25 protein-coding genes and 1 pseudogene are annotated in these 21,941 nt (G+C 70.7%); 11 read left to right on the forward strand and 15 right to left on the reverse strand.

The features are described 5' to 3' along the window. The first annotated feature begins 72 nt into the window (after positions 1–72). Positions 73–846 (forward strand): precorrin-6A synthase (deacetylating), encoded by a 774-nt coding sequence (cobF, locus tag ACFY10_RS12035; protein ID WP_390664965.1) that lies wholly within the window; start codon positions 73–75, stop codon positions 844–846. 82 nt (positions 847–928) lie between these two features. Then, a complete protein-coding gene (locus tag ACFY10_RS12040) occupies positions 929–3,010 on the forward strand; it encodes an MDR family MFS transporter (RefSeq protein WP_390664966.1) in 2,082 nt (693 codons plus the stop codon). Positions 3,011–3,076: 66 nt separating this feature from the next. Here ACFY10_RS12040 and ACFY10_RS12045 read toward each other — a convergent pair whose 3' ends face one another. The 4 genes from ACFY10_RS12045 to rpmG form a co-directional block, all read right to left on the reverse strand. Continuing rightward, positions 3,077–3,823 (reverse strand): cobalt-precorrin-6A reductase, encoded by a 747-nt coding sequence (locus ACFY10_RS12045; protein ID WP_390664967.1) that lies wholly within the window; start codon positions 3,821–3,823, stop codon positions 3,077–3,079. 112 nt (positions 3,824–3,935) lie between these two features. Further along, positions 3,936–4,058, reverse strand: coding sequence for a type B 50S ribosomal protein L36 (gene ykgO / locus ACFY10_RS12050; protein ID WP_266801006.1), 123 nt, complete (start codon positions 4,056–4,058; stop codon positions 3,936–3,938). A 38-nt stretch (positions 4,059–4,096) separates the two neighbouring features. After that, entirely contained in the window at positions 4,097–4,357 is a 261-nt protein-coding gene (locus ACFY10_RS12055) for a type B 50S ribosomal protein L31 (RefSeq protein WP_390664968.1), read from the reverse strand. Between the two features lie 73 nt (positions 4,358–4,430). Then, positions 4,431–4,595, reverse strand: coding sequence for a 50S ribosomal protein L33 (rpmG, locus tag ACFY10_RS12060; protein WP_390664969.1), 165 nt, complete (start codon positions 4,593–4,595; stop codon positions 4,431–4,433). Between the two features lie 130 nt (positions 4,596–4,725). On the opposite strand from rpmG, the gene ACFY10_RS12065 reads away from it, so the two are divergent. Further along, positions 4,726–5,547 (forward strand): HAD-IIA family hydrolase, encoded by an 822-nt coding sequence (locus tag ACFY10_RS12065; RefSeq protein WP_390664970.1) that lies wholly within the window; start codon positions 4,726–4,728, stop codon positions 5,545–5,547. Positions 5,548–5,552: 5 nt separating this feature from the next. On the opposite strand, the gene ACFY10_RS12070 is transcribed toward ACFY10_RS12065, so the two are convergent. After that, entirely contained in the window at positions 5,553–6,326 is a 774-nt protein-coding gene (locus ACFY10_RS12070) for a sulfite exporter TauE/SafE family protein (RefSeq protein ID WP_390664971.1), read from the reverse strand. A 377-nt stretch (positions 6,327–6,703) separates the two neighbouring features. Between ACFY10_RS12070 and ACFY10_RS12075 the strand changes: the two genes are divergently transcribed. Continuing rightward, complete coding sequence (locus ACFY10_RS12075; RefSeq protein ID WP_390664972.1) at positions 6,704–7,027, forward strand: hypothetical protein; 324 nt, start codon at positions 6,704–6,706, stop codon at positions 7,025–7,027. Here ACFY10_RS12075 and ACFY10_RS12080 read toward each other — a convergent pair. After that, positions 6,998–7,570 (reverse strand): polyprenyl synthetase family protein, encoded by a 573-nt coding sequence (locus ACFY10_RS12080; protein WP_390664973.1) that lies wholly within the window; start codon positions 7,568–7,570, stop codon positions 6,998–7,000. The two genes, ACFY10_RS12075 and ACFY10_RS12080, sit on opposite strands and share 30 nt — an antisense overlap. Before the next feature lie 198 nt (positions 7,571–7,768). On the opposite strand from ACFY10_RS12080, the gene ACFY10_RS12085 reads away from it, so the two are divergent. Further along, positions 7,769–7,981 carry a hypothetical protein gene (locus ACFY10_RS12085; RefSeq protein ID WP_390664974.1) on the forward strand — a complete coding sequence of 71 codons (213 nt, stop codon included), beginning with the start codon at positions 7,769–7,771 and terminating at the stop codon, positions 7,979–7,981. A 45-nt stretch (positions 7,982–8,026) separates the two neighbouring features. Here the strand turns inward: ACFY10_RS12085 and ACFY10_RS12090 are convergent, their stop codons facing one another. After that, positions 8,027–9,466: a pyridoxal phosphate-dependent decarboxylase family protein gene (locus tag ACFY10_RS12090; RefSeq protein ID WP_390664975.1), complete on the reverse strand. Its 1,440-nt coding sequence runs from the start codon at positions 9,464–9,466 to the stop codon at positions 8,027–8,029. A 173-nt stretch (positions 9,467–9,639) separates the two neighbouring features. Between ACFY10_RS12090 and ACFY10_RS12095 the strand changes: the two genes are divergently transcribed. Further along, positions 9,640–10,128 carry an Lrp/AsnC family transcriptional regulator gene (locus ACFY10_RS12095; RefSeq protein ID WP_390664976.1) on the forward strand — a complete coding sequence of 163 codons (489 nt, stop codon included), beginning with the start codon at positions 9,640–9,642 and terminating at the stop codon, positions 10,126–10,128. 141 nt (positions 10,129–10,269) lie between these two features. On the opposite strand, the gene ACFY10_RS12100 is transcribed toward ACFY10_RS12095, so the two are convergent. The 3 genes and pseudogenes from ACFY10_RS12100 to ACFY10_RS12110 all read right to left on the reverse strand — a co-directional run bounded on the left by ACFY10_RS12100 (position 10,270) and on the right by ACFY10_RS12110 (position 12,231). Next, complete coding sequence (locus ACFY10_RS12100) at positions 10,270–10,722, reverse strand: hypothetical protein (RefSeq protein ID WP_390664977.1); 453 nt, start codon at positions 10,720–10,722, stop codon at positions 10,270–10,272. Positions 10,723–10,850: 128 nt separating this feature from the next. After that, positions 10,851–10,991: pseudogene (locus ACFY10_RS12105) on the reverse strand (IS701 family transposase); the annotation flags it as partial. Positions 10,992–11,043: 52 nt separating this feature from the next. Next, positions 11,044–12,231 (reverse strand): thiolase family protein, encoded by a 1,188-nt coding sequence (locus ACFY10_RS12110; protein WP_390664978.1) that lies wholly within the window; start codon positions 12,229–12,231, stop codon positions 11,044–11,046. Positions 12,232–12,367: 136 nt separating this feature from the next. Between ACFY10_RS12110 and ACFY10_RS12115 the strand changes: the two genes are divergently transcribed. Then, complete coding sequence (locus ACFY10_RS12115; RefSeq protein ID WP_390664979.1) at positions 12,368–13,177, forward strand: alpha/beta hydrolase; 810 nt, start codon at positions 12,368–12,370, stop codon at positions 13,175–13,177. A 256-nt stretch (positions 13,178–13,433) separates the two neighbouring features. Here ACFY10_RS12115 and ACFY10_RS12120 read toward each other — a convergent pair whose 3' ends face one another. Next, positions 13,434–14,024: a TetR/AcrR family transcriptional regulator gene (locus tag ACFY10_RS12120; RefSeq protein ID WP_390664980.1), complete on the reverse strand. Its 591-nt coding sequence runs from the start codon at positions 14,022–14,024 to the stop codon at positions 13,434–13,436. A 106-nt stretch (positions 14,025–14,130) separates the two neighbouring features. On the opposite strand from ACFY10_RS12120, the gene ACFY10_RS12125 reads away from it, so the two are divergent. The 4 genes from ACFY10_RS12125 to ACFY10_RS12140 all read left to right on the forward strand — a co-directional run bounded on the left by ACFY10_RS12125 (position 14,131) and on the right by ACFY10_RS12140 (position 18,127). Next, positions 14,131–15,021, forward strand: a complete 891-nt coding sequence (locus tag ACFY10_RS12125) for an NAD(P)-dependent oxidoreductase (protein ID WP_390664981.1) — start codon at positions 14,131–14,133, stop codon at positions 15,019–15,021. Next, on the forward strand, positions 15,018–15,800 hold the full coding sequence (locus ACFY10_RS12130) for an enoyl-CoA hydratase/isomerase family protein (RefSeq protein WP_390664982.1): 783 nt from the start codon (positions 15,018–15,020) through the stop codon (positions 15,798–15,800). The genes ACFY10_RS12125 and ACFY10_RS12130 overlap by 4 nt, the downstream gene beginning before the upstream one ends. Positions 15,801–15,836: 36 nt before the next feature. Beyond that, positions 15,837–16,841, forward strand: a complete 1,005-nt coding sequence (locus ACFY10_RS12135; RefSeq protein WP_390664983.1) for an MBL fold metallo-hydrolase — start codon at positions 15,837–15,839, stop codon at positions 16,839–16,841. Between the two features lie 473 nt (positions 16,842–17,314). Next, positions 17,315–18,127, forward strand: a complete 813-nt coding sequence (locus ACFY10_RS12140; protein ID WP_390664984.1) for an SAM-dependent methyltransferase — start codon at positions 17,315–17,317, stop codon at positions 18,125–18,127. Between the two features lies 1 nt (position 18,128). On the opposite strand, the gene ACFY10_RS12145 is transcribed toward ACFY10_RS12140, so the two are convergent. Genes ACFY10_RS12145 through ACFY10_RS12160 form a run of 4 tightly spaced genes read right to left on the reverse strand, consistent with a single transcriptional unit; the run spans position 18,129 to position 21,938 of the window. Further along, positions 18,129–19,013 (reverse strand): NAD(P)-dependent oxidoreductase, encoded by an 885-nt coding sequence (locus tag ACFY10_RS12145; RefSeq protein WP_390664985.1) that lies wholly within the window; start codon positions 19,011–19,013, stop codon positions 18,129–18,131. A 14-nt stretch (positions 19,014–19,027) separates the two neighbouring features. Further along, positions 19,028–19,717 carry an SDR family NAD(P)-dependent oxidoreductase gene (locus ACFY10_RS12150; RefSeq protein ID WP_390664986.1) on the reverse strand — a complete coding sequence of 230 codons (690 nt, stop codon included), beginning with the start codon at positions 19,715–19,717 and terminating at the stop codon, positions 19,028–19,030. Beyond that, complete coding sequence (locus ACFY10_RS12155; protein ID WP_390664987.1) at positions 19,714–20,589, reverse strand: cupin domain-containing protein; 876 nt, start codon at positions 20,587–20,589, stop codon at positions 19,714–19,716. Before ACFY10_RS12155 ends, ACFY10_RS12150 begins: the two co-directional genes overlap by 4 nt. Beyond that, positions 20,586–21,938, reverse strand: coding sequence for an amidohydrolase family protein (locus ACFY10_RS12160; protein ID WP_390664988.1), 1,353 nt, complete (start codon positions 21,936–21,938; stop codon positions 20,586–20,588). Before ACFY10_RS12160 ends, ACFY10_RS12155 begins: the two co-directional genes overlap by 4 nt. Positions 21,939–21,941 lie beyond the last annotated feature (3 nt).

Below are 21,941 nucleotides of genomic sequence, written 5' to 3' on the forward strand. Positions count from 1 at the left end.
CTGCGGCCGTCCGTACCCGCTCGGTAGGGACGCGGTGTACGGACTGTCAGTGGTGTGCGGCAGACTCGGGGTGTGCGAAAGATTCATGTCATCGGTATCGGCGCGGGCGACCCCGACCAGCTCACCCTGCAGGCGGTCAGGGCGCTGCGGAGCACGGACGTGTTCTTCATTCTCGAGAAGGGTGAGGTGAAGGACGACCTCACTCGGCTCCGCCGGGACATGCTCGACGCGCACATACCGCAGGGGGCGTCGTACCGGGTGGTCGAGGCGCGGGATCCGGAGCGGGACCGGAAGGCCGGCGGTGCGGCCTACTCCCCCGCCGTCGGGGACTGGCGCAGTGCCCGTGCCGACATCTACGAGCGGCTGATCGCCGAGGAACTGGGCGAGGACGAGAGCGGCGCGTTCCTGGTGTGGGGGGATCCGGCGTTGTACGACAGCACGATCGGGATTCTGGAGGAGGTGCGGGAGCGGGGGGTCGTCGGTTTTGAGTACGACGTCGTGCCCGGCATCAGCAGTGTCTCCGCGCTCGTCGCCCGGCATCGTACGGGGCTGAATCGGGTGGCCCGGCCGGTCCAGATCACCACCGGGCGGCGGCTCGCCGAGGGCTTCCCGGAGGGGGTGGACGACGTGGTGGTGATGCTTGACGCCCACCAGACCTTCCGGCAGTACGCCGACGAGGACATCGACATCTACTGGGGCGCGTACATCGGTACGCCGGACGAGATTCTGGTCTCCGGGCCGCTCGGTGAGGCCGCGCCGCGGATCGAGCGGCTGCGGGCCGAGGCCCGGGAGCGCAAGGGGTGGATCATGGACACGTATCTGCTGCGCCGCAACCCCAAGGAGTAGCCCGCGGAAGCGGTGGCGCCCGTGCCACCCGAGCGGACCGGTCCCGCATGCGCCGGTAGTCCACCGGTGTGATCGTGACCTCGTGACAGTGACCGAGGATGCCGCCCCGCCTGCCGCCGCCCCGCAGCCGCCCGTGCTGGATCCGCGCCGCCGCAACGTCGTCTTCGTGACGATCATGCTCGGGATGCTGCTCGCCGCCCTCGACCAGACGATCGTGGGCACGGCCCTGCCGACGATCGTGTCGGATCTCGGCGGTGCCGCGCACATGTCGTGGGTGGTGACCTCGTATCTGCTCGCGGAGACCGTTTCGACCGTGCTGGTCGGCAAGTTCGGCGACCTGTTCGGCCGCAAGGTGGTCTTCCAGGTGTCGGCGATCGTGTTCATCACGGGCTCGTTCCTGTGCGGTCTGGCCACGAACATGTCGCTGCTGATCACCTGGCGGGCGATGCAGGGGATCGGCGCCGGCGGGCTCATGGTCACCGCGATGGCGCTGATCGCCGATGTGATTCCGCTGCGGGAGCGGGGCAAGTACCAGGGCGCGATCGGAGCCGTGTTCGGGGTGGCCACCGTCATCGGGCCGCTGCTGGGCGGGCTGTTCACCGACCATCTGACCTGGCGCTGGGCGTTCTACGTCAACGTGCCGATCGCGATCGTCGTGGTCGCCGCGGCCGCCCGCACCATCCCGGTGGTGAAGTCGGCGTCCCGGCCCGTCATCGACTACCTCGGCATCGCGCTCGTCGCCGTCGGGGCAAGTGCCCTGATCCTGGCGACCAGTTGGGGCGGCAACGAGTACGCGTGGGGTTCGGGCGTCATCATCGGCCTGTTCGTCGGGGGTGCGATCGCACTCGGGCTGTTCTGCTGGGCGGAGACCCGGGCGCGCGAACCGATGCTGCCCATGCGGCTGTTCGCCAACCCGGTGTTCACGGTCTGCTCGATCCTCAGCTTCATCGTCGGCTTCGCGATGCTCGGCGCGATGACCTACCTGCCGAGCTATCTGCAGTACGTCGACGGCGACTCCGCCACCATCTCCGGCGTACGGACGCTGCCGATGGTGATCGGGCTGCTGATCGCGTCGGTGTTCAGCGGCAATGTGGTCAGCAAGACCGGCCAGTACCGGTTCTTCCCCATCGTCGGCTCGCTGGTGATGGGCCTCGGCCTGTATCTGATGTCGCTCATGGGGCCGGGGACCGGTGCCTGGCTGGAGTCGCTGTACATGTTCGTGCTCGGCACCGGCATCGGACTGTGCATGCAGGTCCTGACGATCGCCGTGCAGAACACCGTCGACTACGCCGACCTCGGCACCGCCACCTCCGGCGTCACCTTCTTCCGTACGCTGGGCAGTTCGTTCGGCACCGCGGTGTTCGGCACGATCTATACCAACGCGCTCAAGCCCAACCTCACGGACGGGATCGTGGCCGCCGCGAGGACCGGCACCGTCCCCCCGGCGGTCATCGCGAAGGCGGCGACCAGCCCCGAGGGTGTGCACAAGCTGCCGCCGGCCACCGCCGCACCGATCATCGACGCTTACGCCGACACCATCCAGACCGTCTTCCTGTGGACCGTGCCGGTCGCCGCCATCGGCTTCGTGATCTCTCTCTTCCTCAAGCAGGTCGAACTGCGCGACAGTGCCCGCAAGGGCTCCACCGACATGGGCGAGGGCTTCGCGTCACCGCACGGCGCGGACTCGCAGCGGCTGCTCGAGGCGGCCGTGGGCAAGATCATCGGCAGTACGGATCTGGAGACCGTACGGGGGATCATGGCCGGGTCCGACACCCGGCTCGACATCGCCGGTGCCTGGGCCGTGATGCAGGTCGAGCTGATGACCCGGATCGTGGGCCACGCCAGCCTGAGCATCATCGCCGCTCGTCGCCACATGCCGCCCGAGGTGCTGCTGCCGGTCTTCGACCGCATGGTCGAGGAGGGCCTTCTGACCCGCGACGGCTACCTCGTCTCCCACACCGAGGCCGGCGCACGCGAGGCGGCGGTCATCGGCAAGGCCTGGGGCAACTGGCTCGAGGAACGGGTCCAGCAGGACATCGGCCGCCCCTCGGGCACCGACCTGCGCGCCGCCGTGGACACGATCGCGAAGCGACTGCTGGTCGAGGACCTGACCACCGGTGTGCCACAACAGCCGGCGCAGCCGGAGCCGGTCGGAGCGCACTGAGAGACCTGGACCGGCGAACGGGACGAGAAGCCGCCGCGCTCCCCGTCGGCCCCATCTGCGGCTGCTTCAGGGCGAGTTGAGCCCCAGCCGCTGCAGTGCCCCGGCCACGTCGGGCACCACTCTGACGCCCTCAGGCAAGGGCGGCCGGCGTACGACCACGACAGGCAGCCCGAGCTGGCGGGCGGCCGTGAGTTTGGCGGCCGTGGCCTCTCCCCCGCTGTCCTTCGTCACGAGGACGTCGACCAGGCACTCGCGCAGGAGCGCCGTTTCGTCGGCCACCGTGAACGGGCCGCGCGCGAGCAGTACTTCCGTGTGCGGCGGCATCGGCGGCTCGGGGGGCTCCACCGACCGTACGACGAAGTGCCGGTCCGTCAGGTGCGCGAAGGCCGACAGACCCAGGCGGCCGGTGGTGAGGAACACCCGCGGACCGAACCGCGGCAGCAGGTCCGCGGCCGCGGTCAGGGAGGTGGCCATGTGCCAGCGGTCCTCGGGGCCCGGCCGCCAGCCCGGGCGGCGCAGCACGACCGCGGGCACTCCGCTCGCCGCCGCGGCCCGCGCCGCGTTCGCCGTGATGCCCTCGGCGAAGGGGTGGGTGGCATCGACGAGGGCGTCCACGTGCTGCTCGCGCAGCCAGTCGGCCAGACCCTGCGCCCCGCCGAAGCCTCCGACGCGTACGTCCCCTGCCAGCGCGCCCGGCCGGGTCACGCGCCCCGCGAGGGAGGTGGTGACGCGCACGCCGGGGCGTGCCGTGAGGGCGGCGGCCAGTTCGCGGGCCTCGGTGGTGCCGCCGAGGATCAGGACGTGGGGGGACATGGGGGGAGCGTACGAGGTGGGGGGCGGGGTGGCTGTCGCAGGGGTGCATCCGTCCACAGCATGGGACGGCCGCCCGGTGGGGTACCAGGCGGCCGTCCGATGCCGAACTCCGTCAGCCCTGGCGGGCCTTGAAGCGCGGGTCCTTCTTGTTGATGACGAAGACCACGCCGCGTCGGCGGACCACCTGGGCCCCGGGCCTGGACTTCAGTGAGCGCAGGGATTTGCGCACCTTCATGGTTCTGCTCTCCTCGTCTCGCACGCGCCGGGGCGCGGTCAGTGCCCGGCCGTGGCCGTCCGGCCGTAGCGGCGCTCGAAGCGCTCCACTCGGCCGGCGGTGTCCAGGACCCGCGACTTGCCGGTGTAGAAGGGGTGGCTCGCCGATGAGATCTCGACGTCGATGAGCGGGTAGGTGTTGCCGTCCTCCCACTCGATCGTCCGGGACGAGTCGGCGGTGGAACGGGTCAGGAACGCTACGTCCGCGGCGCGGTCGCGGAAGACCACGGGGCGGGAGTCGGGATGGATGCGGGGCTTCATGGGGTTCTCCTCCTGAGGGCCTCGGCCTGACGGTTCAGGTCGCGAGGGCCTCGGTCTGGCGGTTGTGGCTGGTTCAGCGCTCCTCGCGGAACAGGACGTGCTCGCCGGCCACCGGGTCGTACTTGCGCAGGACGAGCCGGTCGGGGTCGCTGAGCCGGTTCTTGCGGGTCACGTAAGTGACGCCGGTTCCGGCCGTCGACTTCAGCCTGACGACGGGGCGCGCGGTGCTGCGTGCCATGAGGTTCTCCCTTCGCCCACGCCACGGACCCCTGGTATTTGATCCGGGCATGTCAATCTCAGTTCTTGTAACGCCGTCTCCCCCCGTTGCATTCCCGGCCCGCCGACTCGTCCGCCGCTATCGTCCAGCCATGGAGTCTGTACGTGCCGTCCTGATCGACATCGACGGGGTCCTGACCGTCTCCTGGGAGCCGCTGCCGGGGGCCGTGGAGGCGTTGCGGGAGCTCCGGGGCGCCGGGCTCGGCGTCGCGCTGGTGACCAACACGACGTCACGGACGCGGGCGTCCATCGCCGGAACGCTGCGTGAGGCGGGGTTCGAGGTGGCCGCGGAGGACATCCTGACCGCACCCGTCGCCACGGCCGCGTATCTCGCCGAGCACCACCCCGGGGCGCGGTGCGCGCTGCTGAACAGCGGCGACATCGGGGAGGACCTGGAGGGCGTCGAGCTGGTCGATCCGGCCGACGTGGACAGTGACTCCGTGCCAGGCGACTCCGTGCCGGACGTCGTCATCGTCGGGGGCGCCGGTCCCGAGTTCGGCTACGCGGCGCTCAACCGGGCCTTCGGGTATCTCCAGCGCGGGGCGCGGCTGGTGGCCGTACACCGGAATCTGTACTGGCGTACCGACGCCGGGCTGCAGCTGGACTCCGGTGCGTTCCTCGCCGGGCTGGAGCAGGCCGCCCGCACCGAGGCCGAGGTGACGGGGAAGCCGTCGGCCGCGTTCTTCGAGGCGGCGCTGGCCCGGCTGGGGGTCGATGCGGGCGAGGCGGTGATGGTCGGGGACGACATCGAGTCGGACGTGCTGGCCGCGCAGCACGTCGGCATCACCGGGGTGCTGGTCAAGACCGGGAAGTACCTGCCCGAGACGCATCGGGACGCGAGCGGTACGCCCGATCACGTCATCGAGTCCTTCGCGGATCTGCCCGGGCTGCTGCGCGGCTCGGCGGAGCAGTAGCCCGGCTAACGCAGCAGCAGCTGCAGGCCGCCCACGATCGTCGCGGCGATCACGAGTTGTTCGAAGAGTCGCTGGTTGATTCGGTTCACAGCCCATTTGCCGAACAACGCACCGGGCACGACGAACACCGCGAGTGCGGCGTCAAGGAGCAGTGAGCGTCCGTCGATCAGGCCGAGGCCGGCACTGAAGGGCACCTTCGACACGTTCACGATCAGGAAGAAGAACGCCGACGTCCCCAGGAAACCGAGCTTCCGGAAGCCCGCCGACAGCAGGTACATCGACATCACCGGGCCGCCCGCGTTGGCGACCATCGTGGTGAAGCCGCCGAGGACGCCGTACGAGCGGGCCTTGACCCGGCCGGACCTCGTGGCCACCGAGTCCGGCTCCTCGTCGGCCTCCGCCGTGCGCCGCCGCCACACCGTCACGCCCGCCATCAGCAGCAGGATCGCGCCGATCGACGTCCGTACGATCCCGTCGTCGGCCCACACCAGGAACACGGTGCCGACCACGACGCCCGCCGCGACCGCCGGGAACAGCCGCCACAGCGTGGGCCAGTGGGCGTGCCGCCGATAGGTGAGGACGGCGAGAACGTCGCCCACGATCAGAATGGGCAGGAGTACGCCGGTGGAGGCGCGGGCGGGCAGGACCGCCGCGAAGATGGCGAGGCTCACTGTGTTCGCCCCGCTCACGGCTGTTTTGGAGAAGCCGACGAGGAGGGCGGCGAAGGCGAGGGCGGCGAACTCCCAGCCGGATATGTGCCAGAGCGTCATCGTGTTCATGCGGGGACCGATGCTATGTGCAGCCAACGGGGCGTGTAAGTACCGTCTCGCTGGTTGGCACCCGGCGGTGGTGTGCTGGGGGCTGCCGCCCCCGGGCCCCCGCTTCGGCCTGAACGGCCTCGTCCTCAAACGCCGGACGGGCTGAATTGCCCGGACCGGCGTCGAGAAGTGCCGTCCTGAAGCGCCTCCCGGACAAAGGGATATCTAGTGCCGCATCAGCCAACGTTCGCCTCTTGGGGCGTCGACTGGTGGCTGGCCGGATGCACACACCCGGTCGTAGAGAAGAACCTGTGCGGCGAGGTCCCACGTAGGGTGCTCGGGTGTGCAATCGGCTTGAGGTCAGTGCGTTGCCACCGGGCCCCCGTTGGGCTGCCCAGTTGCAGTTCCTGATCGACGGTGAGGAAGTGGTGGCAGAGGCGGTTGGAGAGGGAGGCCGCGGCCCGTTTGCGGAGGAGGCGCTGCCCGCCGACGGTCACGGTGCCCTCTGGGCGACCGGCGAGGGGCAACGTGTAGTGCTGGGCGAGCCCGAGTGCACGGGCGGATGCTGTGGCTACCTGTCCGTGTTCGTGCAGCGGCACGGCGGGATTGTGGAGTGGTCCGACTGGCGGGCGCCCATGGACAAGGTGCGGCCCCCCGCGTTTCATTTTGACGCCGATCAGTATGACGCCGAACTAACCCGAGCAACGAGTACGCATCCGTGAGATCCATGACGATGAGGGCCGACGGTTGCTGCGGACTATTCGCCGCTCGGTGCGCATCACGCCCACGACCTCATGCGCGGCGGTGAGCTGGGCGGGGGTCAGGCCCGCGGTGTGGAGGAGCTCGTCGGACCAGGCGTGTGCGAGATTTCCCAGCAGGATCGCGGCGTTGACGCCGAGCCGGGCCGCATCCGTCCGGCCGGCCTGGTGCGCGGCGAAGGCCCTGTGGGCTGTGGGTTGGCCGCGGCGGCTGTCGGAGTCGTCCATGACGTCGTCGTGGATGAGGGCGAAGGCATGAAACATCTCCAAGGAAGCCGCTGCCGCAACGACCGTGGGGGGAGCGGGCCAGGTCCCGCCCGCGGCATGCCAGCCAAGGACACACAGCTGGGGCCGGAGCCGTTTCCCCCCGGCCGACAGGAACCCGCGGAGTGTCTCGGTGATCTCGGCCGGGAATCCGTGCGTGGCGGCGCTGTTGGCCTTGACGTCCACGAACTCGGCCAGAACAGCCTCGATCTGCCCGATCAGCAAGGAGAAGTCGACCGGCAACCAAGCGACGGCGGGGCAACTCACGCGATACCCATGCAAGAACCTGGCTTTCATACGACCCGATCGGCCCTCAAGGACAGCCTGCCGTGGCGAAACGAACCACCAGGCCCGGCCAACGAGTGCCTCACACCGACGTGGGTTATTACTTGGCGCCCGTTCGAGGGGCCCGACCTGGCCCGTCCTGCGCCGGTTCACCACATGGCGCTCACCGCAGGCACCCCGCGCCCCACTCAGGCAGAGCAGGCGCAGCGGCCCGAGGACGCCCCACAGGCGCTGTTCACGGCTGGGTGCCTGCACGGGCTGCGGGCCAGGCTCTGCGACGACCTCAGCTCGCCGGACCGCTTCCCGCCGGAGCCGGCCGCGATGGCCCGGAAGGTCGCCGACGCGCTCAAAGTTCCCGAGTGGGACTGAGCACTTCAGTTGGCTTCTCTGAGCATCGCAGGTGGCCGGAGATCGCTACGCGGTGGTGTGGCGCTTGGCCTCGGCGGTGATGATCTTCAGTGCCTCGGTGATGCGGTCGTGGTGGGTGCGGTGGGAGACCACGCAGACGCGCAGGGTGTAGCGGCTGTCGACGACCGTGCTGGAGAGCACGATGCGCCGGTGGCCGTTGATCCGCTCCAGCAGCCGGCGACTCGCCTCATCGGCCCGCTCAGCGGCGGCCCGGCTGCCGTCGGCGGGGCGGACGCGGAAGATCACGGTGGACAGGTCCGGGCGCTGCGGGACCTCCAGCTCCGCGACGCCGGACAGCGTGTCGTGGACGTGTTCGGCCAGGTCGAGCTTCTCGTCCAGAGCCTCGCGGAAGGCGTCCACTCCGTGCAGGTGCAGGGGGAGCCAGGCCCGCAGACCGCGGATCTCGTGGGTCAGCTCGGGCCCGAGCCGGCCGGAGTCCGGGACGCTCCCCGCCGCCCCCATGTCCTGGAGGTAGCTGCCGGTGCCGTTGTGCGCGGCGTGCAGGGCGGCGAGGTCGCGGACGACCAGGGCGCCGGTGCCGAACGGCATGAAAAGGGTCTTGTGCGGGTCCAGGGTGATCGAGTCGGCCTCCTCGAAACCGGTGAGGCGTTCTGCGCCGCGTGCGGTGAGCCGGAAGAAGCCTCCGTAGGCCGCGTCGATGTGGAACCACACGTCCTCCCGGCGGGCCAGGTCGGCCAGCTGAGGCAGTGGGTCGACGGTGCCGGTGTCGGTGGTGCCGGCGGTGGCCACCAGCAGGAACGGCCGTAGCCCGGCGTCGCGGTCGGCGCGGATCATCGCAGCGGCGGCCTCCGGGTCCATCCGCAGGTCCGGGGTGTGCGGCACGGTCCGTATGTGGGCGGCGGGGATGCCGGCGAGGCGGGCGGCCTTGGCGACGGAGTGGTGGGCGGAGGCGGTGGTGTAGACGGTGCCCCCGGCGAGATCCTCACCGAGCCTGTGGTGGCGGGCGGCGACCGTCGCGGAGAACGTCGCCATCGAGCCACCGCTGGTCAACAGGCCGCCGCTGCCCTCCGGGAGGCCGCACACCTCGCGGGCCATCCAGCGGATCACGCTCTCCTCCAGCGCGGCGAGGGCCGGGGCGACCGAGGCCAGGCCGCCGTAGCGGTTGACGGCACGGTTGTAGAACTCGGCGAGCGCGGCCGAGTACAGACCGCTGCCCGGGATGTACGCCAGGTGGCCGGGCCCGGCCGTCTCCAGAGCGCAGTCAGCGGCCTCGTCCAGACGTGCGAGCAGAGCCTTCAGGTCGCCGCCCCGGGCGGGCGGCGGCGCCAGGAACGACTCCACCAGGTCGGTCTCGGCCTGCGGGGACAGGGGGCTGGTCGCGGGGCGGGCCGCGAGCTTGTCGGTGCGGTCGACGACACGGTCCAGGACGAGACGGCCCATCTCGGTCATCGTGGCGCGGTCGGGTTCCAGGGGGAAGGTGTGCATGTGGCAGTCCGATGGCAGTGAGAGGGAGTACGGAGGCGGCAGCGGGACCGGCTTCGCGGCCGCAGCGCGTGACCAGAATGCGCCGCCGAGCCCGGCACACGATGGCGTAGTAAGTGCCTGCACGGCGCCACAGCGCACGATTGTTCGCCGATACAGCCGATACGCTGCATTTCATGCCACGCCCCCTGTACGACCGCATCGACCGGGCGATCCTGGACCACCTCCAGCGCCACGGACGCACCCCCAACGTCGACCTCGCCGAGGCCGTACGCCTGTCACCCTCGTCCTGCCTGCGCCGCACCAAGGCGCTGGAGGAGGACGGGGTCCTGGCCGGCTACCGGGCCGATCTGGACCGCGAGCGCCTCGGCCTCGGGCTGACGGTGTTCCTCTCCCTCAAGGTCGAGCACTCCCGCACCACCTCCCAGGTGGTCGAAGAGGCGCTGAAGGCGATCGACCACGTGGTCGCCTGCCATGTGGTCTCCGGCGACGCCGACTTCCTCGTCGAGCTAGCCGTGCCGGACCTTCGCACCTTCGAAAAGGTGCTCACCGACCAGATCCTGGCCATCGGTCCCGTTCGCGACGCCCGCAGCACCTTCTGCATCCGCACCGTCATCGACCGCGGCCCGCTGCCCCTCAACTCCTGGCCCGCCCCGCGTGGATGACCGGAGACACGGCTTCACCGGCTTGGGGAACACCGCGATTCCCCGGCCCGAAGATGAAGCGGCAAACTGAGCGCCGCAGTGGCTTCCCAATGGAGAAGTCAAGCTCAGTCCGTGCGCATTGGGCAGAACCCAGTTCCGTGCTCAGTCGAACCAGACCACGAGGCGGACGTGCTCCGGGCCATGCAGCTCGGCCAGCGTCCTCATCACGTCCCAGACCGGCGCCCAGTGGGTCCCCGTCCCGGCAACGGCGCTTCGGCTGAGCGTGCCGGACCGATCGGTCTCGTCCCAGTCGGCGGCTGCCAACTCGGCCCAGCTGATCCACGTTGTTCCGTGCGCGTCCTGTGGCCCACCCCAGGCGCTGAAGGTCTCTCGCAGTCCCTCGGAAGCGTCCTCCGGCAGGCCGCGGTCCTCGGACAGCGGTCGGAACCCGAAGGAGTTGCGGACGCCGAAGAGGCAGGCAAAGGCGTCATAGGCGTTGCCGGTGTTGAGGAGGAACAGGTCAAGGGCGGCATGCCATACCGCGTCCTCGTCGTCCTCCCCGAAGTTCCGGGCCAAGGGCCTGCACTCGATCATTCCGCTGACATCGGTGGACATGCCCGCAGTCTGCCGAGCACGGGCAAGGCTCGTCGCCTCGTTTTCCGATGCAGAACCTAACCGGCGAGCTGTGGTGGGGCGACCTCGTAGAGGCGCCGGTCGCGGATCAGGGCCCACAGGACGTTGACTCTGCGGCGGCCGTCCAGCATCAGTCCGCGCAGATAGCAGTCACCCTTGGCCCGCTGGTCCTTCCGCGGCACCGACGCAAACACATCTGCCACGAAGAACGCCAACTCCGCCCGAACACGGTTCACTTCATGTGCGTCCACACATCCAACATGCTCCGGAACAGGCCCGACGGATAGACCTAACGGAGTCCTACTAGTGCCGGTCCACCAGCACCGCGCTCCCCTGCCCCACCCCCACGCACATCGTCGCCAGCCCCCGCTCCGCCCCCGTCCGCCGCATCCGGTGCAGCAGCGTCGTGAGGATTCGCGCACCCGAGCAGCCCAGCGGGTGTCCCAGGGCGATCGCGCCGCCGCTCGGGTTGACCAGGTCGGGGTCGATGCCGAGTTGGTCCACGCAGGCCAGGGCCTGGGCCGCGAACGCCTCGTTGAATTCGGCTTCCTGGATGTCGTCGATGGTCCAGTCGGCGCGGGCGAGGGCCTTGCGGGTGGCGGGGACCGGGCCGATGCCCATCACGTCGGGGTGGACTCCGGCCGAGGCGCCGGCGACGTAGCGGCCCAGGGATTCCAGGCCGAGGTCGTTGAGGGCTTCCTCGCTGACCAGGAGGAGGCCGGCGGCACCGTCGTTCATGGGCGAGGCGTTGCCCGCCGTCACCGTGCCGCCGGAACGGAACACCGGCTTCAGGCGCGACAGCTTCTCGTACGACGTGTCCTCGCGGATGCACTCGTCGGCGTCGACGACCACGCCGTCGGGGCGCTCGACCGGGAGGAGTTCGTCGTCGAAGTGGCCGTTCTTGCGGGCGTCCGCGGCGCGTTGGTGGCTGCGCAGGGCGAACTCGTCCTGGCGTTCGCGGGGGATGCCGTAGCGAATGGCCACCTCTTCCGCCGTCTCGCCCATGGACAGCAGGCCGTGCAGGTCCTTCATCGCCGGGTTGACCAGGCGCCAGCCGAGGCGGGTGTCGACGGTCTCGATGCGGTGCGGGAGGGCCTCGTCGGGGCGGGGCAGGACGAAGGGGGCGCGGCTCATCGACTCGGAGCCGCCCGCGAGGACGATGTCGGCCTCTCCGGCGGCGATGGTGCGGGCGGCCGTGGTGACCGCCTCCAGGCCCGAGGCGCACAGGCGGTTGACCGTGGCGCCGGGGACGGATTCGGGGAGACCTGCGAGCAGGGCGGCCATGCGGGCGACGTTGCGGTTGTCCTCGCCCGCCTGGTTGGCGGCACCCCAGTAGACGTCGTCGATGCGCGCCGGGTCGAGGGCGGGGACCTCCGCGACGAGGGCGCGGATCACATGCGCGGCGAGATCGTCGGGGCGTACGCAGGACAGGGCTCCGCGCAGCTTGCCGATGGGGGTGCGGCGGGCGGCCGCGAAGTGGACGGGACGCACGACAGGACTCCTGAGCTACGGCGGCTGCACCCGGGCGGCAGCCACTTAATTAGCACCGCTAGTTTTGGACTATAGACCGCTGCACGGCTCCCTGGGAAGATCGGCGGGGACCTTCACCGACGCAGCTGGAGGAGAGATGGCCGACGCCCGCGAGCACGTCCTGACCGGCACCCGGGGCACCGTGGCCGTACGCGAGTGGCCGCGGGAGCGGCCCCGGTACGTGGCGCTGATGGTGCACGGATACGGCGAGCACGTCGGCCGGTATGACGAGGTGGCCGGTGTCCTCCTGGCCCAGGGTGCCGCCGTATTCGGGCCCGACCACATGGGCCACGGCAGGTCGGCGGGCGAGCGCGTGCTCGTCGAGGACTTCGAGGACGTGGTCACCGACGTCCACGCCGTGGCCGATCTCGCCCGGTCCGCCCATCCGGACGCGCCTGTCGCGCTGATCGGGCATTCCATGGGCGGGCTGATCTCGGCCCGTTACGCCCAGCGCTACGGCGACGAGCTCGCCGCGCTCGTGCTGTCCGGGCCGGTGATCGGCGACTGGGAACTGCCGCGGCGACTGCTCGCCCTCGACGAGATCCCCGACACCCCCATCAGTCCGGCCGCGCTGTCCCGGGACCCGGCGGTCGGGGCGGCGTACGCGGCCGATCCGCTGGTCTGGCACGGTCCGATGAAGCGGCCGACCGTGGAGGCGTTCGCCCGGACGCTGGAGACCGTCGCCAAGGGCGGCGACGTCGGTCGGCTTCCGCTGCTGTGGCTGCACGGTGACGACGACCGGCTGGTCCCGCTCGCCGGGAGCCGCGTCGGCGTCGAGCAGCTCAGCGGCGGCAACCTCACCGAGCGGATCTACCCGGGCGCCCGGCACGAGGTCTTCCACGAGACGAACAAGGCCGAGGTCTTCGCGGATCTGACCCGGTCCCTGGACGGCGTACTCACGGACTGAGACAGCGCCCTGGCGACCCCGGTGCCGCGTTGCACCGGCTCACCTCGGCCACCCGGGTCACCCGGGTACTCGTCGCGGCGAAGGAGGTCTCCTCCTGCACCTCCTGCATCCCGAACTCGCCATCGTGCAGGCCGGCTCCGCCTACGCAGGCACACTCATGAGCTGAGCGAAGTCCTTCCGCGGCTTCGGCCGACGAGCTTCGCGAGGGGATCACCCGGCTCGGGAAGTTCGTGGCCACGCTTCGGTGGGGCGGCGGTCAGCCGTCCTTGCTCACGGCCGCGTCGAGGAGGGGGCCGAGTTCCCGGACCACGGTCGTCAGGGCACGGACGTCCCGCTCGGCCCGGGCGATGAGGATCGCCCCCTCCAGGGCGCTGATCATGAGCGTGGCGAGCCCACCTGCCCGTTCCCCGGGCACGCCCATGTCGGCCAGTGCCCGGGACACCGGCCCAGTCCAGATGGCGAACGCGGCCGCCGCGGCCTCCCGCGTGGACACGGTGGACTCCGCGCAGTCCACCGTGGCGGCAGCCACGGGACAGCCACCCGCGAATCCGGACGCCTCGTACTCGTCCGTCCACTGGCGCACCATCTCGGCGAACAACCCACTGGGCGTCGGTGCGGCGAGCGCGGCGAGGAAACGGTCGATCCGGTTGCCCGCGTACCTCCCCGCCCAGCCCACCGCCTCGTTCACGAGCTGCTCCTTGCCGCCGGGGAAGTAGTGCTGGAGCGAACCGCGCGGCGCGCCTGCATGGGCGGCAACCTCGCGCATGCCGGTGGATGCGACTCCGTCGCGCCGGATGAGCTGGGCCGCGCTGAAGACCATCCGCTCGCGCGGCCCTCGTTCGGACATCCTCGGTCTCCCCAATCGTCGAGCTCTCCGACACCCATCCTATGACCGCCGTCATAGAGCTCAGCTACTATGACCGCTGTCATAGTCGACTGGGTGGTGGTGGATCGTGTACGTCGGTTTCGTCGGCCTCGGGGTCATGGGGCAGCCCATGGCCCTCAACCTCTCCCGCGCCGGCACGCCGCTCGTCGTCTGGAACCGCACCCCCGGCCGGTGCGACCCCCTGCGCGCCGCCGGAGCCGAGGTCGCTGCGAGCCCCGCCGAGGTCTTCGACCGGGCCGACACCGTGATCCTCATGCTGGCCGACGAAGCTGCGATCGACGCCGTACTGGGGCGCGGCACCCCGGGCTTCGCCGAGCGCGTCGCCGGGCACACGGTCGTCCACATGGGCACGACTTCAGCCGAATACTCGGCCGGCCTGCTGGACGACATCCAGGCCGTGGGCGGCCGCTATGTCGAGGCCCCGGTCTCCGGCTCCCGTGTCCCGGCCGAACAGGGCGAACTGGTGGGGATGCTGGCGGGCGACGACGGTCCCGTGGCGGCCGTACGCTCCTTGCTCACCCCTGTCTGCAAGGAGATGTTCGACTGTGGTCCGGTGCCCGGCGCGCTGCTGATGAAGTTCTCGGTGAACCTGTTCCTGATCACGATGGTCACCGGGCTGACCGAGGCGTTCCACTTCGCCGACCGGCATGGACTCGACCAACGGCTGCTCCGGGACATCCTGGACGCGGGCCCCATGGCCAGCGCCGTCTCCCGCGTGAAGGGACCCAAACTGCTGGCCCGGGACTTCGCCGTACAGGCGGCCGTCACGAACGTGCTGGAGAACAACCGGCTGATCGCCGAGGCCGCCCGCAAGGCCGGCCTGGCCGCCCCGCTTCTCGACGTCTGCCACGCCCTCTACGGCGAAACCGTCGAACAGGGCCACGGAGGCGAGGACATGGTGGCGGTACTGCACGCCCTGGAGACCCGGACCGCCCTCACCCCGGAGGAACGCCCATGAGCTGGACGATCGAACGGCACGGCCGCGTCGCCGTCGTGACCATGACGACCAACCCCGTCAATGCACAGAACCGCGCCTTCTTCGCCGACCTGCACGACGCCTTCGACCGGCTGGAACGCGATCACGCCGAGTCCCCCGTCGTGCTGACCGGCACCGGCGCCCGTTTCTCCGCCGGCCTCGACCTCGGCGAGCACTTCCCTCTCTTCGCGGGCGATCCGGGGGCCGTCGCGTCCTGGTTCCAGGACTACCGCGCCACGAACATGCGGCTGTTCACCTACCCGCGCCCGACCGTCGCCGCGGTCAACGGCCACGCCTTCGCCGGCGGACTGATCACCGCCGCCGTCTGCGACCACCGCGTCGCCGTCAACGACGAGTCGGCTCGGTTCGGGCTCAACGAGGTGCCGATCGGCATCCCCATGCCCGCGGTGTACGTCCGTATGCTCGCCCATGCCTGGGGCGATCCGGTCGCCTCCCGGGCCTGCCTGCTCGGGGAGATCTTCACGGCGGGTCAGGCCCTCGCACTGGGCATGGTGCACGAACTGGCGGCGGCCGACGAGCTGTTGGAGCGGGCCGTGGCAGTCGCCGAACAGACCCCCGAGGACTGCGTGGAGCAGTACGCGTTCACCAAGCGGGCCTGTCAGGCCGCCGCCCTGCGCGACATCGCCGAACTCGCCGACCCGCTCGACAAGGAGCTTGCCGCCGGGATGACGAGTGACCAGGCCCGGCACGCCCATCGGCGCTACTGGCAGCAGCTCAAGGGTCGCCCCGCGGAGTGGTGAGTCGCCCAACTAGCCGCATTTGCGAGGAGGTTGTTCATGGAGGACGGCGCCGGACTGCTCCCGACCTGGGTGACCTGGCAGCGCAGACCCTTTCCCGACGCCAATCTGATCCTGCTGCACGGGCGTCAACCGGCCCTGGTGGACAGCGGGTTCGTCGGCCACGCACAGGACACGGCCGCATGGGTCCGCGCGCACGCGGCGAATGTCGCGCTCGTCGTGAACACCCACTGGCACTCCGACCACGTCGGGGGCAACGCGCTACTGCAGGCCATGGGCGCCGGCATCGCGGCAAGCACACCGGACGCCCAGGCCGTCGCCCGGCGGGATCCGGGTTGCTGCCTGGCGGAGTACCTCGACCAGCCGGTCAGCCCCTACACCGTCGACGAGCCGCTCCATGACGGGCAGGTCCTCCGGCTCGGCGACGGCGACTGGATGGTCGTACACACACCTGGGCACACGCCTGGCCACCTGTCGTTGTGGCAGCCCGAGGAGCGGCTACTGGCGGTCGGCGACGCACTGTCGGACTACGACGTCGGCTGGGTCAACCTCGCCCTCGACGGACCCGACGCCGCCACCACCGCACTCGCCTCCCTGCACCGACTGGCCGACCTCCACCCCCGCCTGCTGCTGCCCGCACACGGACCGATCCCCGCCGACCCGAGTGCCGCCTTCGCCACCGCCATGCGCCGCGCCCAGCGCCTCGTCGACGACCCGACCGGAGCGGTCTGGTACGGCGCCCGCCGGATTTTCGCCTTCGCCCTCATGATCCGGGACGGAATCCCCACTGCCGAGGTCGAGCCCTACCTGCACGCCCGCGCCTGGCTCACCGATGCCGCCCGGCTGCTGGCCAGGACACCCGAGGCACTCGCCGCCGAACTGGTCGACACGATGCTCCGCAGCGGCGCCATCGTCCTGCGCGAAGGGCGGCTGCGCGCGACGGCCGAGCACACACCGGTCGCGGCGGAATCCCTGCGCGTGCCGTTTCCCCGCACCTGGCCGGCGACCGCGCCGGCGGGAGCGGACGTCACGGAATCGACGTGAGGTCCGTTCAACGCCAAGGTCCGACCGCGCAAGGTGACCAGAACGCGGGGCCGGGGCATGACCGGCGCCTCGCGCAGCCAGCCGGGGTTCGTCCCGTTGCCGTTGGGCGGGACGAACTGGATCGGCGTGCCCGGCTCCGCCCCCCGGCGGTCGCTGGACTGAGGCGCCCGAGATGGCGCGGGACCACGCTGGTCTCCATCGGCCGTGCTCCTGCCGCGACGTCGGGGGGTTGCCGGCCTCGGTGATGACGACACCTTCGTCCTCGATCAGGCGGGTTCTCCGTGCTGGTCCGGCTCGCCCCGGACACCGAACCGCCCGTGCCGGTCGCCGCGTTGATGCGGGCGCACTCCACATGGAGGTGGCCGAACACGGTCTCCGCCGCGCAGCATGATCGTGTAACACTTCTCGCACGTCCTGTCAGTGCAGTGAGTGCAGTCGGGACAGTCGGGGACTGTCGAGCAGAGGAGCGTCACGTGACCGGGACCGAGCCGGCCGCACAGCGGATCGACACGACCAGGCCGCACCCGGCCCGTGTCTACGACTGGTTCCTCGGCGGCAAGGACAACTACCCCGTCGACGAGCAGCTGGGCCGGCAGATCGCGTCGATCCAGGGGGACGCGCCGCGGGCCGCCCGTGCCAACCGCCGGTTCATGCAGCGCGCCACGCGCAGGCTCGTCGAGGCATCGGGAATCCGCCAGTTCCTCGACATCGGCACGGGCATCCCCACCGAGCCCAACCTCCACCAGATCGCCCAGCGCGTCACACCGGACGCCCGCGTCGTCTACGTCGACAACGACCCGATCGTCCTCGCCCACGCGGGCGCCCTGCTCCGCGGCACCCCGGAGGGCGTCACCGAGTACCTGCAGGCCGACGCGCGCGATCCCGCGGCGATCCTCGAACAGGCGGGCCGCGTCCTGGACTTCGACCGCCCGATCGCGCTGTCCCTGATCGCGCTGCTGCACTTCATCGCGGACGAGGACGGCGCCTACGACCTGGTGGGCACCCTCGTCGACGCCCTCGCGCCGGGCAGCTGCCTGGTCCTGTCCGCGATGACGGCCGATTTCGAGCCGGACAACGTACGGCGGGGCATCGAGGCCTACGCGGCAGGCGGCGTGACCCTGGTGGCCCGCACGCACGCCGAAATGGGCGGCTTCTTCAAGGGACTTGATCTGATCGAGCCGGGGATCGTGTCCGTGGTGGACTGGCATCCCGAGCTCGGCGTGGACGAGTCTCCGGACGGTGAGGGGCCCGTGTCGCTGTACGGGGGCGTCGGCGTCAAGGGCTGACTCAGGGCTGCCCGCCATCGCGGACGCCCCCGCGGAGGAATTCCGCCAGCGCACTCAAGTCCCGTCGGCCCAAGCCCTGCGCCACCGCTTCACCCACCAACCGCCTGTTGGTGAATGCCTGTTGCATGGGTGCCCCCACGCGCTCGGCGAGGGCGAGGACCAAGTCGAGGTCCTTGGCGACGAGTTCTAGGGTGAAGGCGACCGTGGCGCTGTCCGGGTGCAGATACGCGTCCTTCTTGTACTGCACGAACGGAGCCCCCGCGGCGCCGGCCGCGAACACCTCGTACGCCGACTCCCGGGACACCCCCGCCCGTTCGGCGAGGACGAGCGCCTCGGAGAGGGCCTGGTTGAGGCCGAGGAGAAGGGAGTTGACGGCCAGCTTCATCGCCGCGCCGGTACCGCTCGGGCCGACGTGGACGACATGAGCGGCCAGGACGTCCAGTACGGGGCGAGCCCGCTCCAGGGCCGAAGGGTCGCCGCCCGCCATGACCGTGAGCCTGCCCTGCTCGACGAAGACGACGCTGCCCGAGACGGGGGCGTCCAGCATGACTGCGCCCGCCTTCTCGACGAGGGGCGCCAGGTCGGTCACCGTCTCGGGGGCGACGGTGCTGGTCTCCACGACCACCGTCCCGGCGCGCAGCCCGGCGGCGATGCCGTCCTCCCCGCCGTACGCCTCCCGCACGGCCGAGTCGTCGGCGAGGGAGACGAGGACGACGTCCGCCGCCGCGGCCGCCTGGCGGGGCGTGGCGGCGACGGCGGCCCCGGTCGCCTCGGCCTTGGTGCGCGTGCGGTTGTACGCCGTCACCGCGAAGCCCGCCTCGCGCAGCCGTACCACCATGGCCGCGCCCATCCGGCCCGTGCCGATCACCGCGACGTGCGGCTTCATGTCACGACTCTCGCTCACCCCAGCAGCCACCCCCCGTCCACGCTCAACTCCACTGCGTTGACCGACCTGTTGCGCAGCAGGAAGTCCACGGCATCCACCACGTCCGCCATGGTGGCGAGCCGTCCGGTCGGGGTCCTGGCGCGCAGGGCGGCCAGCACCTCCTCCGGTTTGGACTGCCAGTAGGGGCTGTCGCCGACGACGCCGGGGTGTACGGCGTTGACGCGGACCGGCGCGAGTTCGACCGCGAGGGTGTTGACCAGGCCCCGTACGCCCGCGTTGACCGTGGCCACGGTGGTCGCGCCGGGGTAGGGGCGTTCCTTGGCCTGACCGCCGAAGATGACGATCGCGCTGTCGTCGGTCATGCGGGGGCGCAGCACGTGGACGACCTCGGTGTAGCCGACGAGCTTGAGGGTCACCAGGCGCAGGGCGGCGGCGATGTCGTAGTCGGTCGCCCGGTTCTCGTCGCGGGAGACGCCCGCGAGGACCAGGTGGTCGACGCGTCCGACATCCGCCAGCGCTGCGGCGAGTTCGCGCGGCCGGGACAGGTCGAGGGCGAGGCCGCGGGCGCCGATCTCCTTGGCCACGGCGTCGGCGCGGTCCAGGTCGCGGCCGGTGAGGACGACCTCGTCGCCCCGCTGCGCGCGGGCGCGGGCGAACTCGCGGCCGATGCCGGACGTACCGCCGACGACAACGACGCTGCTCATGACTCCAGGGCCTCCCTCAGGTACTCCCAGTCCCGCGTGAACCGGTACGAGTGGCGCGGCGGCGGCTGCGGTGCCTGAGTCTCCAGCCAACGCAGCGGGCCCGTACCGGCGTTGGCGAAGCCGTGCACGCAACCGGCGCCCGCCCAGGCGCAGTCGCCGGGTCCTAGCCGGTAGCGTTCGCCGTCGAACACCGCGTCCGCCTCCCCTTCGAGGAAGTAGTACGTCTCCTCGAAGGGGTGGTCGTGCATGCCGGCGACGCCGTCGGGCGCGTACTGGACCATGAACATCGTCGAGGCGACCGCGCCGAGGTCGCTGTCGACCATCATCTTGACCGTGATGCCGCTGTAGACGAGCAGCGCGGTGCGCATGCTCGCCGAGACGGCGAGGAGGTCCTGGGACTGTTTGCCCGGGTCCATCTGGGCGGGCTCGAAGTGGCCGAAGGAGCGGGTGCGCGGGTCGCGGACGTCGATGCGGGCGGGGTTGCTCACCGGCAGGTCACGCACGGCCTGGGTGTCGTGGCCGTAGCGTGCCCGCGGGACCGGGGCCAGCATGTCCGCCCAGCGGGCAGGGGTGTCGCCGGCGCCGCGCCAGGCGTGCGGGACGCCGGTCGGCAGGATGCCGTAGTCGCCCTCCTCGAGGAGGTACGAGCCCTCGGGCACGTCGAGAATCACCGTGCCGTCGAGGATGTGGAAGCTCTCCTCGTAGGAGTGCACATGCGCCGACACCGCGCCGTCCGGCCGCAGTTCGCACAGGCCGAAGCCGGTGTGCACGCTGCCGTCGCCTTCGCCGACCAACTCCCGCCGCCGGTAACCGAGTTGGTCGTACGAGGGTTCGGGCACCCCGGCGGCCCGCCGTACCAGATGCCGTGTCATTCCTTCGGCTTCGCTTCCTTCGCCGCGAGGAGCCGGTCGCGGGATTCCTCGACGAGTCGCCGGGCCTGTGCGACGTCGGCCGTGAGCCTGCCGTCGCGCTTGCGGATCACGCCGTCGACGATGACCGTCTCGACGTTGGAGACGTCCGCGCACAGTGTGACCGCGGACGCCGCGTCGTGCACCGGTGCGATGTTCAGTGCCGTGGCGTCGAGGGCGACGACGTCGGCGCGCTTGCCGGGGGTCAGGGAACCGGTGCGGTGCTCCAGTCCCGCGACATGCGCGCCGTTGCTCGTGGCGATCTCCAGCATCTGACGTGCCGTCAGCATGGTGTTCGGGACGGGCATGTTGGAGTGCCAGCAGTCGGCGTTGACCCGGGCACGCTCGGCGCCGAAGGCGGCACGGATCTGGGTGAACATGTCGCCGGGCACGGTGGTGACGACGTCGATGCTCAGGGACGGCCGAAGTCCGTGCTCGATGGCCGCCATCACGGGCGGCCAGCCGTGCCCCATCTGCGTCTCCACCTGCGGCGCGATCGACACCGTACCGCCGCTGTCGGCGACCATCCGCCACTCCTCCTCGCTGAGGTGGCAGCAGTGGATGTAGGTGGTGTCCGGGCCGAGGAGGCCGAGGTCGTGGAGCTGTTTCACCATGCCGAAGCGGCCGGCGAGCCGCCCCATCGCCACGTGCACCGTGATCGGGATGTCCAGCTCGCGGGCGAGGGTCCATTCGGAGGTGACGACGTCGTTGACGCAGAATCCGGGGCCTCGGGTGGCGAGACCCATGGTCAGCAGGCCGTCGTCGGAGGAGAAGTACTTGGCGCGGATCCGCCGCACGTCGTCGCCCGGGATCGCGATCTTGCTCTCGAACCAGTAGTCCGCGAGGGAGGTGTTGGCGCTGCCGTATGCGTACTGGGCGCGGATGCCGGTCTCCGTCAGCGCCCGGATCGCGGCGTCCGGGTGCTCGGGGGTGTTGTTGATGTGGGACCAGTCGACGAGCGTCGTGATGCCGGCGTTGAGGCATTCCAGGGCGCCGGCGAGGTTGGCCGCGTACACGTCCTCGGGCGTGTACAGCGGGGCGAAGGTGTCGAGGATGTCGACGAAGTAGTCGTCGAGGGTGGCGTCGGGGGCGACGCCGCGGATCGAGGCCTCCCAGGTGTGGCGGTGGGTGTCGACGAAGCCGGGGATCACGATGCGGCCGGTCATGTCGAGGACCTCGGCCTCGGCGCTGATCTCCGGCTGCACGGCCGCGATCTTCCCGTCCTCAATGAGGACGTCACCCCTCGGCAGGTCCCCGACGGCAGGGTCCATCGAGAGCACGTGCCCCCCGCGAAGCAGTATCCGATCGGTCATCGC

Source organism: Streptomyces sp. NPDC001401 (genome assembly GCF_042895385.1).
Classification (GTDB): Bacteria; Actinomycetota; Actinomycetes; order Streptomycetales; family Streptomycetaceae; genus Streptomyces.